At 67.9% G+C, this 12,348-nt stretch carries 12 protein-coding genes; 8 read left to right on the top strand and 4 right to left on the bottom strand.

Annotated features, from left to right (window positions below):
• The 3 genes from AC2VOU_RS11710 to AC2VOU_RS11700 all read left to right on the top strand — a co-directional run.
• A partial coding sequence (locus AC2VOU_RS11710; RefSeq protein WP_486957527.1) for a DNA polymerase III subunits gamma/tau occupies positions 1-1,712 on the top strand: 1,712 nt, incomplete at its 5' end.
• A 271-nt stretch (positions 1,713-1,983) separates the two neighbouring features.
• Positions 1,984-3,462 (top strand): cytochrome P450, encoded by a 1,479-nt coding sequence (locus AC2VOU_RS11705; RefSeq protein WP_486957526.1) that lies wholly within the window; start codon positions 1,984-1,986, stop codon positions 3,460-3,462.
• 62 nt (positions 3,463-3,524) lie between these two features.
• Complete coding sequence (locus AC2VOU_RS11700; protein WP_486957525.1) at positions 3,525-3,962, top strand: SRPBCC family protein; 438 nt, start codon at positions 3,525-3,527, stop codon at positions 3,960-3,962.
• Here the strand turns inward: AC2VOU_RS11700 and AC2VOU_RS11695 are convergent.
• Positions 3,959-4,735, bottom strand: a complete 777-nt coding sequence (locus AC2VOU_RS11695) for an Rv3717 family N-acetylmuramoyl-L-alanine amidase (RefSeq protein WP_486957524.1) — start codon at positions 4,733-4,735, stop codon at positions 3,959-3,961. The two genes, AC2VOU_RS11700 and AC2VOU_RS11695, sit on opposite strands and share 4 nt — an antisense overlap.
• A gap of 98 nt (positions 4,736-4,833) precedes the next feature.
• Here AC2VOU_RS11695 and AC2VOU_RS11690 point away from each other — a divergent pair, with 98 nt between their 5' ends.
• Both AC2VOU_RS11690 and recR read left to right on the top strand, forming a co-directional pair.
• Positions 4,834-5,163, top strand: a complete 330-nt coding sequence (locus tag AC2VOU_RS11690) for a YbaB/EbfC family nucleoid-associated protein (RefSeq protein ID WP_486938445.1) — start codon at positions 4,834-4,836, stop codon at positions 5,161-5,163.
• The gene (gene recR / locus AC2VOU_RS11685; RefSeq protein ID WP_486938446.1) at positions 5,156-5,767 is read left to right on the top strand and encodes a recombination mediator RecR; all 612 of its coding nucleotides are present in this window, start codon (positions 5,156-5,158) and stop codon (positions 5,765-5,767) included. Before AC2VOU_RS11690 ends, recR begins: the two co-directional genes overlap by 8 nt.
• A gap of 173 nt (positions 5,768-5,940) precedes the next feature.
• Here recR and AC2VOU_RS11680 read toward each other — a convergent pair whose 3' ends face one another.
• Both AC2VOU_RS11680 and AC2VOU_RS11675 read right to left on the bottom strand, forming a co-directional pair.
• Complete coding sequence (locus AC2VOU_RS11680; protein ID WP_486957529.1) at positions 5,941-6,633, bottom strand: type 1 glutamine amidotransferase; 693 nt, start codon at positions 6,631-6,633, stop codon at positions 5,941-5,943.
• A gap of 4 nt (positions 6,634-6,637) precedes the next feature.
• The gene (locus tag AC2VOU_RS11675) at positions 6,638-7,879 is read right to left on the bottom strand and encodes a MurT ligase domain-containing protein (protein ID WP_486957523.1); all 1,242 of its coding nucleotides are present in this window, start codon (positions 7,877-7,879) and stop codon (positions 6,638-6,640) included.
• 188 nt (positions 7,880-8,067) lie between these two features.
• Between AC2VOU_RS11675 and AC2VOU_RS11670 the strand changes: the two genes are divergently transcribed.
• Together AC2VOU_RS11670 and AC2VOU_RS11665 are read left to right on the top strand one after the other, a co-directional pair.
• Positions 8,068-9,096: a DEDDh family exonuclease gene (locus tag AC2VOU_RS11670; RefSeq protein ID WP_486957522.1), complete on the top strand. Its 1,029-nt coding sequence runs from the start codon at positions 8,068-8,070 to the stop codon at positions 9,094-9,096.
• A gap of 13 nt (positions 9,097-9,109) precedes the next feature.
• Positions 9,110-9,643 (top strand): hypothetical protein, encoded by a 534-nt coding sequence (locus AC2VOU_RS11665; protein WP_486957521.1) that lies wholly within the window; start codon positions 9,110-9,112, stop codon positions 9,641-9,643.
• Positions 9,644-9,647: 4 nt separating this feature from the next.
• On the opposite strand, the gene leuA is transcribed toward AC2VOU_RS11665, so the two are convergent.
• Positions 9,648-11,567: a 2-isopropylmalate synthase gene (gene leuA / locus AC2VOU_RS11660; protein ID WP_486957528.1), complete on the bottom strand. Its 1,920-nt coding sequence runs from the start codon at positions 11,565-11,567 to the stop codon at positions 9,648-9,650.
• A 289-nt stretch (positions 11,568-11,856) separates the two neighbouring features.
• Here leuA and AC2VOU_RS11655 point away from each other — a divergent pair.
• Positions 11,857-12,348 (top strand): amino acid kinase family protein (locus AC2VOU_RS11655; protein ID WP_486957520.1); only part of this gene is annotated, 492 nt, incomplete at its 3' end.

Raw genomic sequence — 12,348 nt, 5'->3', positions numbered from 1 at the left:
CCGGTCCCCGCGGCTGCGGCAAGACCTCCTCGGCGCGCATCCTGGCCCGCTCGCTGAACTGTGAGCAGGGGCCGACGGCCACGCCCTGCGGGGTATGCGACTCCTGCGTCGGCCTGGCGCCCAATGGGCCGGGCACCATCGACGTCGTCGAGCTCGACGCGGCCAGCCACGGTGGTGTCGACGACACCCGCGAATTGCGGGACCGCGCCTTCTACGCGCCGGCCCAGTCGCGGTACCGGGTGTTCATCGTCGACGAGGCGCACATGGTGACCACCGCCGGGTTCAACGCGCTGCTCAAGATCGTCGAGGAGCCGCCCGACCACCTCATCTTCGTGTTCGCCACCACCGAGCCGGAGAAGGTGTTGCCGACGATTCGCTCGCGGACCCACCACTATCCGTTCCGGCTGCTGGCGCCGCGGACCATGCGCGGCCTGGTCGAGAAGATCTGCGCCCAGGAGGACGTGGTTGTCGACGACGCGGTCTTCCCGTTGGTGATCCGCGCCGGCGGTGGTTCGCCGCGCGACACCCTGTCGGTGCTCGACCAATTGCTGGCCGGGGCCGACGGTAACCGGGTCAACTACCAGCGGGCGCTGGGCCTGCTGGGCGCCACCGACGTGGCGCTTATCGACGAGGCCGTCGACGCGCTGGGCGCCGGGGATGCCGCCGCGTTGTTCGGCGCGGTGGAGTCGGTGATCGACGCCGGTCACGATCCGCGGCGGTTCGCCACCGACCTGTTGGAGCGATTCCGCGATTTGCTTGTGCTGCAAGCGATTCCTGACGCCACCTCTCGGGGTGTGGTAGATGCTCCCGAGGACGTGCTGGACCGGATGCGTGAGCAGGCGACCCGGATCGGTCGTGCGACGCTGACCCGCTATGCCGAAGTCGTGCACGCCGGTCTGACCGAGATGCGGGGGGCGACAGCGCCGCGGCTGCTGCTCGAAGTGATCTGCGCGCGGCTGTTGTTGCCGTCGGCCAGCGATGCCGAATCCGCCCTGCTGCAACGCCTCGAGCGGATCGAGACCCGCCTGGACATGTCGATCCCGGTAGGCGAGCAACCCGCATACGTGCGCCCATCGGCGCAGGCGCCGGTGCCGGTGCAACCGCCCGCGCCTGCGCCGGCCGAGCCGGCCGCGGTGGGGCCCAGCCCGAGCGAGCCGGCTCCGGTCGATCCCGTCCCGGTGGAGGAGGGCCCGTCCGCTGTGGGCTCGGCCGAACCGAATGCCGCCGCCGTGCGCACCCTGTGGCCGACCGTGCGCGACAAGGTGCGGCAGCGCAGCAGGACTACCGAGGTGATGCTGGCCGGTGCGACGGTCCGTGCGGTCGAGGGCAACACGTTGGTGCTGAGCCACGAATCCGCGCCGCTGGCCAAACGGCTGAGCGAACAGCGCAATGCCGACGTCATCGCCGAGGCGCTCAAAGACGCGTTGGGCGTCGATTGGCGCGTGCGCTGCGAAGCCGGCGAGCCGACCGCGGCGGCAGCACCCGCAACACCGGCCCCGGCAACGCCGCAGATTGAGCGTCCACGCCGGGTAGTCCCGCCGTCGCCGCCCAAAGCCGCGGTCGACACCGCATCGGACCAGCGGGCCGAAGAGGAAAGCATGCTGGCCGAGGCCAACGAGGACGACCCGTCGGCGCCGCGCCGCGATCCCGAAGAAGCCGCGCTCGAACTGCTGCAGAGCGAACTGGGCGCGCGCCGCATCGACAAGGGCTAGCGGTCACGGCCGTAAGTTCGTCGTGGGCCGGGAGTTGCCGCCAAAACGTCGAGATCGACGTTTTGGCGGCCCGCCACTCAAACTTTGCCGCCAAAACGTCGATCTCGGCGCGCAAAAGCCGCCGTAACTTCGGACTAGTCAGGGTGCTCGCCCACGTCGCCGTGCGGGCCGGATCGCCCGACCGCTGGCGCGGGCAATAAACCTCAGGTTATACATCGTCTATTAAAAGAGGCCAAAAGTATGTAATGTTACAAATATGACCATGGCAAGTATGGAAGTTCAAGCGGCGCCGCTTGCCGCGTCGCACGCAACGGAGCCGCGCAGTCGCAGGATCGTGGATACCAGCGACCTTCCCCATCCGCCGTTTCGACTGCCTCTCCTGGGCGACGTCGTGGGACTCAATCCGCGTATTCCGTTCCAGTCCTCGCTGCCGCAGGCGAGAAAGCTTGGACCGATCTCAACCCGAAGGATGTTCGGCACGGACATCGTCACCGTGTGCGGGCTCGACCTGGTCACTGAGGTGCACGACGACAACCGCTTCACCAAATACGTCGGGCACCACATGACCGCGCTTCGCGAGATCACTGGCGACGCCTTGTTCACGGCCCGGAGTGATCACCCGGACTGGCGGCTGGCCCACGACATCCTCAAGCCGGCGTTCACTCGCGAGGCTATGCAGGGCTACCACGGCATCATGCTGGAGGTGATCCAGGAGCTGCTCCAGCGGTGGGACCACGTCGCCGACAGCGGGCAGCGCGTGAACGTCACCGACGACATGACGCGGCTAAGCCTGGAAACCATCGGGCGCGCCGGCTTTGGTTACCGGTTGGGCTCGTTCGACCGTCGGCGGCCGCACCCGTTCGTCGCTGCAATGAATCGAGCTCTGTTGTGCGCCAACTGGTCGACCGTCGCGCCGTTGGCACCGCTGCTCCGTCCAGTCGTGCTGCACGCTGGTGCGACGATGGGGCGAATCGTCGACGAAGTCATCGAGGCACGACTGCGTGGAGCGGACTCGCGGACTCCCGATCTGCTCGACCTGATGTTGAACACCGCGCACCCCACCACCGGACGTCGGCTGGATCCGGTGAATATCCGCCAGCAGGTCATCACGTTCATGGTCGCCGGACACGAGACCACCTCGGGTGCACTGTCTTTCGCAATGTACTACCTCACCCGAAACGCCGACGCCCTGGCGCGGGCCAAGGCGGAGGTCGACGCGCTCTGGGGCGAGTCCGATCATCCCGTGCCGGCCTACGGGGACGTCGCGAAGCTTCGGTACACGCGGACGGTGCTCGACGAGTCCCTGCGGCTGTGGCCGACGGCGCCCGGCTATCTGAGGGTCGCTCGTGAGGACACCGTCCTGGGCGGCCGGTACCGGATCAAAAAGGGCCAGTGGGTCCTGGTGTTGCTGCCGGTGTTGCAGCGCGACCCGCGGGTGTGGGCAGACCCCGAGCGGTTCGACCCTGACCGGTTCGCGCCAGGTCGGAACAAGAATCGCGCGCACTCCTACAAGCCGTTCGGGACGGGCCAGCGGGCCTGCATCGCTCGCCAATTCGCTTTGCACGAGGCCGTGTTGACGCTGGCGATGATCCTGCATCGCTACGACCTGGCGCCTGAGCAGGACTATCGGCTGCAGATCTGCGAATCAATCACATTGAAGCCCAGGGGATTTCGTCTTGGCCTGAAGAAGCGGTCCGCGTCGTCGCGGCTGCAGCCGGTGGACGTCGACGTAAGCCGCCTCAGCGCCTAGCGCTCCAACGGCCACCTATACGCTGGTCCGCGACATCAGCCCGCGCAAAGGAGTTAGGCCTCATGGGACACGTCAGTGCCGCCAGCACGATCCTGATCAACGCTGAGCCCGCCACTGTGCTGTCGGCGGTTGCCGACTACCGGGACGTCCGGCCCAAGATCCTGTCGTCGCATTACCACGACTACCGGGTCATCGAGGGCGGACACGGCCAGGGAACCGTCGCCGGCTGGAAGCTGCAGGCCACCAAGTCCCGGGTCCGCGACATCAAGGCCAGCGTCGACGTCGCCGGTCACGCCGTGATCGAGAAGGACGCCAACTCGACCCTCGTCACCAATTGGACGGTGGCCCCTGCCGGACCGGGTTCCAGCGTCACCGTCACCACCACCTGGACGGGTGCCGGTGGCGTGAAGGGCTTCTTCGAGAAGACGTTCGCGCCGCTCGGCCTGAAGAAGATCCAGGGCGAGGTGCTGGCCAACCTGAAGAAGGTCGTCGAAGACTAACGCGCGGCGGCTTGGCCGCCGAGAAACGCGGCGACACCGCGGGCCATCGCCTCGGCGTACTTCTGCCGGCCCTCGGGGCTCTCCATCAGTGCCGAGTCGACCGGGTTTTTCATGTTTCCGCACTCGACCAGAACCGACGGGTACTGCGCCAGGTTCAGCCCGGCCAGGTCGGAGCGGCCGTAGAGGCCGTCCTGGCCGATATAGCTGGCCGGGGGGATGCCCGAGGCCTGCATCTGGTCGCGCATGACGCGGGCGAGTTGGACCGCGGGCCCGGCCTGCGCCTGGTTGAGCGGCGGGGCGGAGTAGTTGACGTGAAATCCGCGTCCTGCCGGCGGGCCACCGTCGGCGTGGACGCTGACGATGGCGTTCGGATGCAGCGCGTTGGCCATCTCGGCGCGTTGGTCGACGCAGGGCCCGACCGTGGAGTCGTCGCCGCGTGACATGGCGGTCCGGGCGCCCAGGGCGTTGAGCGCGGCGCGCAGCCGCAGGGTGGTGTCCCAGGTGAAAGTGTGCTCCGGGTAGCCGTCGCCGGTCGTTGTACCGCGGGCCTGGCAGTTCTTGGTGCCACCGCGACCGGTGGGCACCTGGCGGCTGATGGATGCGTCGTTGGCGCCGTTGTGGCCGGGATCGAGGAACACGATCATGCCGGCGATATTGCCGGGCGCTGCGAGGGCGATTGGCGGTGTCGGTGTCACGACGGCGGCGACGGCGATCACGCCGACCGCGGCGGACGCGGCCGCGGATCCGACACGCAGGCGGTGAGGTATGCGCACGGCGCCACGTTAGCCCCGCGCCGTCTACGCTTGGAACTCTGAACCGCCCGCACGACGCAGGCGAAACCAAGTCGATACCAAGACGCGAGGGGATTGTCATGCAACCCGGAGGCCAGCCCGACATGTCGGCGTTGCTCGCCCAGGCTCAGCAGATGCAGCAACAGTTGATGGACGCCCAGCAGCGGCTGATCAACTCCGAGGTGCACGGCGAGGCCGGCGGTGGCCTGGTCGAGGTCACCGTCAAGGGCAGCGGCGAGGTGGTGGCGGTCAAGATCGACCCCAAGGTCGTCGACCCCGACGACGTCGACACGCTGCAGGACTTGATCGTCGGCGCACTCGCCGACGCCGCCCAGCAGGTTGCCGATCTGGCGCAGGAGCAGCTCGGTCCGCTGGCTGGCGGTATGGGCGGCGGCGTACTGGGTGTTTGAAGGACCGGTCCAGGATTTGATCGACGAGCTCGGCAAACTGCCGGGTATCGGGCCGAAGAGCGCCCAGCGCATCGCTTTTCATTTGTTGTCGGTTGAGCCGCCGGACATCGACCGGCTCACTGCGGTGCTGGCCAAGGTTCGCAACGGCGTGCGGTTCTGTTCGGTGTGCGGCAACGTCTCCGACGACGAGCGCTGCCGCATCTGCGCGGACCCGCGGCGCGACGGTACGCAGGTGTGCGTCGTCGAGGAGCCCAAGGACATCCAGGCCGTCGAGCGCACGCGCGAATTTCGCGGGCGCTACCACGTTCTGGGTGGCGCACTGGATCCGCTGTCCGGTGTCGGGCCGGACCAGCTGCGGATTCGTGAGTTGTTGAACCGGATCGGCGAGCAGGTTGACGGGGTGGACATCGGTGAGGTGATCATCGCCACCGACCCGAACACCGAAGGCGAGGCGACGGCCACCTACCTGGTCCGGATGCTGCGCGACATTCCCGGCCTGACCGTCACCCGGATCGCGTCCGGGCTGCCGATGGGCGGCGACCTGGAATTCGCCGACGAGCTGACCCTGGGTCGCGCGCTGACCGGCCGCCGCGCGATGGCCTGAGCCGCGCCTCGACCCGCCGCGCACCGACCCGCCGCGCAGTCACATCCGTAACTCTGGCACCTGGGTCCAAGGCTTAATACGTTTTACGAATCGTCACCACATGCGATATCACGGGCCGGAGTGATATCGCATGTGGTCACAAAACAAAAAAAGAGTGCACCCCCCGGAGAGGTCTACCCGCGCAGGCGTTCCCGTCGCAGCAGTTCCACCTCGGGCAGATCCAGCGGCGCCAATTCGCCCACCACTGCGCCGAGCAGCAGGTCGGCGAACTCCGGATTGCGGGCCAGGCACGGCCCGTGCATGTAGGTCGCGAACACGCTGCCCTGCACCGCGCCGTCGACGCCGTCGCCCAAGCGGTTGCCCGCACCCCTGTTCACGACGCCCAGCGGAGCCGCGGACGTCCCGAGAACCGTTCCACCGCGGTGGTTTTCGAACCCGGTCAATGGCGCCGTCAACCCGCTCGGCAGTGGCGAGGTGACCAGCTCGCCGATGGTGCGCGACGGCTGCGGCGAGGTGGTCAGGTCGAGCAGGCCGACGCCGTCGACCCGTTCACCGGCCGACGTTTCATACCAGTGGCCCAGCACCTGGATGGCCGCGCAGATCGCCAGCACCGGCGCGCCGCGCCCGGCGGCGCGCTGCAGGCCCGGATGGCGGATCAGGTGGGTAGTGGCGAGCCGCTGCGCGTAGTCCTCGGCACCGCCCAGCGTGTACAGGTCGAGGCTGTCGGGCACCGGGTCGTCCAGCGTGATCTCGATGATCTCCGCGGCGATGCCGCGCAGCCGTAGTCGCTGCCGCAACACCGCGGCGTTGCCGCCGTCGCCGTAGGTGCCCATGATGTCGGGCAGCACCAGGCCGATCCGCACCACCGAGTCATCCATGGTGGGCCAGCAGTCGTTGCAACTGCAGAAACGCGGTGTAGTTGGCGACCACCTCGACCGGCCCCGGCGGACAGGAGGCTATCGCGGCCACCGTGTCGTGCACCAGCGTGTGCTCGACGTCGGCGTAGCCCAGACGCACGGCGAGGTCGGTGCCGCGTTCGCCGGCGGCGACGACGGGGGTCCCATGAAAGTCCATCTCGAAGTGTTCGAAGCGGACGTCCCACAGCCAGGACAGGTCCTCGCCGTCGGGCACCTGACCGTTGACCGCGATCACCACTCCGGCCGCGTCCTTGTTCACCATCGCCAGCGCTTCCTGCCAGCCGGCGGGGTTCTTGGCCAGCAACATGCGCACGGTGTGCGCGCCGACCTCGATGGTGCGGTAGCGGCCGGCGACCTCGTCGACGCCGGCCACCGCCGCGACCGCGGCCGACGGATCGGCGCCCAGCGTCACCGCCGCTGCCACCGCCTGCGCAGCGTTACCGCGGTTCGCCGTTCCCGGTAGGTTCAGCGTCATCGGCAGCACCAATCCATCTGGGCCATAAAGCTTTTCGTCGTCAAACCACCACTGCGGGCTGGGTCGGGTGAAGTCGGCGCCGGTGGAGTACCAGTGTCCATGGTTGCGGACGATCACCTCGCCGCTGCGCGGGCAGCTCACCGAGTCGGCCGTCCAACTGCCCCCGGCGGCGACCCAGACCACGTGGGGGTGGTCGTAGGCGGCCGACGTCATCAGCACGTCGTCGCAATTGGCGACGACGACGGCAGCAGGGTGCGCGGCCAGCCCGTTCCGCAGCCGGCGCTCGATCACGTTGATCTCACCGACCCGGTCCAGCTGGTCGCGGGACAGGTTGAGCAGGACGACAACGGCTGGCTCGACGGCGTCGGCGACATGGGGCACATGCATCTCGTCGACCTCGAGCACCGCCAGCGCAGCGGCCCGATCAGCGGCCAGCGCGGCCACCAGGCCGGCGTCCATGTTGGCGCCTTCGGCGTTGGAGGCGACGGCTCCGACGGTCCGCAGGGCGGCCGCGGTCATCCGGGTGGTGGTGGACTTCCCGTTGGTGCCGGTGACGACGACCGTGCGGCGGCCGGTGCCCAGCTGCCGCAGGATCGAGGAGTCCAGCGTCATCGCGACCAGGCCACCGATCATCGCGCCGGCCCCACGCCCGGTCACCCGGGACGCCCAGCGGGCGCCGGCTCCGGCGGCCAGGGCGAGCCGTCCGCGGGCGTTGATCACCCGGGCATCTTAAGGGTGATCGCAAGCTCGGCGCTGTTCCGAGCGCAGCGGGTCACCCGTGGGAAGTCTTAAGGGTGATCGCAAGCTCGGCGCTGTTCCGAGCGCAGCGGGTCAGCTTCCTGCGACTAAGTTCACGACACGGCGCGCAGCGACCGGGCGATGTCCGCTCGACGTGAAATCCTCGGTTCATGCGGGACAACGCGGCGGTTGCAAGGGCAACGTCCTGGGGGCGGCCGGTCACCGAGGCGGGCGCGGGCTGGGCCGTGATCGACGTCGAGACCTCCGGCTTCAAGCCCGGCAGCGCCCGCGTCATCAGTCTCGCGGTGCTCGCGCTCGACGTCGAGGGCCACGTCGAGCAGTCGGTGGTCAGCCTGCTCAACCCTGGCGTCGATCCCGGCCCGACCCACATCCACGGCCTGACCGCCGCGATGCTGGAAGACCAGCCGCAGTTCAGCGACATCGTCAGTGACGTGGTGGAACTCGTCCGCGGCCGAACACTCGTCGCCCACAACGTCGCCTTCGACTACGGCTTCCTGACCGCCGAAGCCGAATTGGCCGGTGTCGAACTGCCGATCGACAGCGTGATGTGCACGGTCGAACTGGCCCGTCGCCTGGATCTGGGCACCGACAACCTGCGGTTGGAAACCCTGGCGGCGCACTGGGGTGTGACGCAGCGGCGAGCGCACGATGCGTTCGACGACGCGGTCGTGCTGACCGATGTGCTGACCGCCTCGCTCCGACGGGCCCGCGAACGCGATGTCTGGCTGCCGGTCCGGCCGGTCACCCGGCGGCGTTGGGCCAATGGGAAGGTCACGCACGAGGAGCTGCGCCCGTTGAAAGTGCTCGCCTCCCGGATGGCCTGCCCGTACCGCAACCCCGGGCCCTATGTGCGCGGCGGGCCGCTGGTGCAGGGCATGCGGGTGGCATTGTCGGCCGAGGTCGAGCGCACGCATGAGGAATTGGTCGAGCGGATCCTGCACGCGGGCCTGGCGTATGCGGCCGACGTCGACCGGGACACCTCGCTGGTGATCTGCAACCAACAGCGCCCGGCGCAGGGCAAAGGTTCCCTGGCCCACGAACTCGGGGTGCCGTTGGTGTCCGATGCGATGTTCATCGACTGCATCAGGGCTGTTGTCGAGGGCACTGGGGTCGACGGAACCGGCGTCGACGACGCGGTCGAGGAGTCGCGCGCGGGCGAGCAGTTCGCGCTGTTCTGATTGACTGCAAGCAATGGGTGCGGACAGGACCGGCGGTCGTCGGCGAGTGTGGGCTGCGGTGACGGCCGCGGTATTCATCGCAGGCGCCTGCTCGCACGACGGCGGCTCCACGGCACAAGGATCCGGCGTGCACGTGCCCGACAACTTCTGCAGTCTGCTCAGCGCGGCCGACATCAGCAAGGTGATGGGCAGTGCATTCCCGGCGGCCGAGGGCAGCCAGTCCCCGAGCGAAGCGCAATGCACGTCGATCCCGACGGCAGGCAACGACGTCAGCTTCAAGCTGTACTGGAACAACGAGTACTGCATCGACGGCCAACCCGTCGACAGGAAATGCCTCGACTCCCAATCCAAGGGATTCAGCGTCAACCAGCAGAGCGCCGGCAACGTGCAGAGTGTCGCCGGATTGGGCGATCAAGCGTTCTGCTTCGTGGCTCCGCCTGCCACCGTCGACGTGCTCAAAGGCTGGATCTATCTGATCGTCGGCGCCGACAGCTGCGTGCAGGCCCAGACCCTGGCCGGGATGCTGCTGGCGAAGGTCTCGGCCTGAACTGTCACCCGCGCGCGGCGCGGTTGACCGCCGAGACCACGGCCCGCAGCGACGCGGTGGTGATCGACGGCGCGATGCCGACACCCCACACGGTCTGGGCCTGATTAGGGCGACCCGCTTCGCCCGGCTGTGCCGCGCTCGCGATCGTCACGCCCGCGGGGCTTGATGGGCGACGACCCGCTTCGCCCGGCTGTGCCGCGCTCGCGATCGTCACCGAGGCCTCGACGTAGGCCGCGGCCTGGGCGTCCTCGCCACCGCTCATCGCGTGCTCGGAGTAGTCCAGCACGGAGACGTCGAAGCCGATACTCCCCAGCGCGTCGACGAACGCGGCGAGTGGTCCGTTGCCCGCGCCGGTGATCTCGGTCTCGACGCCGTCGACCTTGACGGTCGCGATGATCTTGGTGACGCCGTGATCCTCTTCGGAGGCGTCGACCCGCTGCTTCATCCGCTCCAGCGGCCGGATCGGGGCGATGTACTCGTCGTTGAAGGCGTCCCACATCTCTTTGGGCGTGACCTCGCCGCCCTCTCCATCGGTGATCTTTTGGATGACCTGGGAGAACTCGATTTGCAGTCGCCGCGGTAGCGCCAGGCCGTGGTCGGCCTTCATGATGTAGGCCACCCCGCCCTTGCCGGACTGCGAGTTGACCCGGATCACCGCCTCGTAATTACGTCCGACATCGCGCGGGTCGATCGGCAGGTACGGTACCTGCCAGAGCATGTCGTCGACGTCCGAATCCGCTTCGTCCGCAGCGACTTTCATGGCATCCAAGCCCTTGTTGATGGCGTCCTGATGACTGCCGGAGAATGCCGTGTACACCAGATCGCCGCCGTAGGGGTGACGTTCGGGCACCCGCAGCTGGTTGCAGTATTCGACCGTGCGACGGATCTCGTCGATGTTGGAGAAGTCGATTTGCGGGTCGACGCCGCGGGAGAACTGATTCAGGCCCAGCGTGACCAGGCAGACGTTTCCGGTCCGCTCGCCATTGCCGAACAGGCATCCCTCGATCCGGTCGGCCCCGGCCTGGTGGCCCAATTCGGCTGCGGCTACGCCAGTTCCGCGGTCATTGTGTGGGTGCAGACTCAAGATCACCGAGTCGCGCCGGTTCAGGTTGCGACTCATCCATTCGATCGAGTCGGCGTAGAGGTTGGGTGTCGCCATCTCGACGGTGGCCGGCAGATTGAAGATGATCGGGTTGTCCGGTGTCGGCGCGATGATATCGCCGACCGCGTCACACACCTGCTTGGCGTACTCGAGTTCGGTGCCGGTGTAGGACTCCGGCGAGTACTGAAACCGCCATTGCGTGCCAGGGTATTTCGCCGCCTCCTCGACGCATTTGCGCGCACCGGCGGTGGCGATCGCCTGGACCGCGGGACGGTCGGCACGAAACACCACGCGGCGCTGCAGGATTGACGTCGAGTTGTAGAAGTGCACGATGACTCGAGAAGCATCGGCGCACGCTTCAAACGTCCGCTCGATCAGTTCGGGCCTACACTGGGTCAGCACCTGGATGGTCACGTCGTCGGGAATGGCGCCCTCGGTGATGATCTCGCGAACGAAATCGAAGTCGGTCTGGCTGGCCGACGGGAATCCGACCTCGATCTCCTTGTAGCCCATGTGGACCAGCAGGTCGAACATGCGGCGCTTGCGCGCCGGGCTCATCGGATCGATCAGTGCCTGGTTGCCGTCGCGCAAGTCGACCGCGCACCACTGCGGCGCCCGGTCGATGACCGTGTCGGGCCAGGTGCGGTCCGGCAGGCGAATCGGCTCGACCTCGTCGGCGAACGGTCGGTATCGGTGGACCGGCATGGACGACCCGCGCTGGGTGTTCCACGGGGGCTGGTCGGGATTGGGTGGACCCGCGGGTCGGATGATGTTTCGGCTGGAGGCGAATGCGTCGGGGGATTCGCCCGGCGGCTTGGAAATACTGCTCACGGTGATTGCTCCGGTTTTCGAGGGCGGGGCCTGAGATTGGGCCCCTCAAGATTCGTAGACCGGCGCATCGCGAATACCCGCGACGGGAAGCCGGTCTGGATCAGACCCCGTCGCGGCGTCCGAGAAGGAGCACGCGCTGCACGCGCTATAGCTTACACGTTGACCTTGCGTTCACGGCGCGGTCCACTCGCACGTTGTCGCCCGGGACGCAGAGTCAACGGACCCCGACCGCCCTCTATCCTGAATCGGACCGCGTAACCCACACCCTGAGAGGATCGACGTGGCGCTCGTCGTGCAGAAATACGGCGGATCGTCGGTGGCCGACGCCGACCGGATCCGTCGCGTCGCCGAGCGCATCGTCGAAGCCAAGAAGCAGGGTAATGACGTCGTCGTCGTGGTGTCCGCGATGGGTGACACCACCGACAACCTGCTGGATCTGGCCCAGCAGGTGTGCCCGGCCCCGCCGGCGCGCGAACTGGACATGCTGCTGACCGCCGGCGAGCGGATCTCCAACGCGCTGGTCGCGATGGCCATCGAGTCGCTGGGTGCACAGGCCCGGTCTTTCACCGGCTCGCAGGCCGGCGTCATCACCACCGGCGCCCACGGCAAGGCCAAGATCATCGACGTCACGCCGACGCGGCTGCAGGCAGCCCTCGGCGAGGGCCGGATCGTGCTGGTCGCCGGTTTCCAGGGCGTCAGCCAGGACACCCGCGACGTCACCACCCTGGGCCGCGGCGGCTCGGATACCACCGCGGTCGCGCTGGCGGCCGCG

This window comes from Mycobacterium sp. TH-M25 (assembly GCF_057473665.1).
Note: the sequence above shows the minus strand (reverse complement) of the source record. Positions and strands in the feature narration are given on the sequence as shown.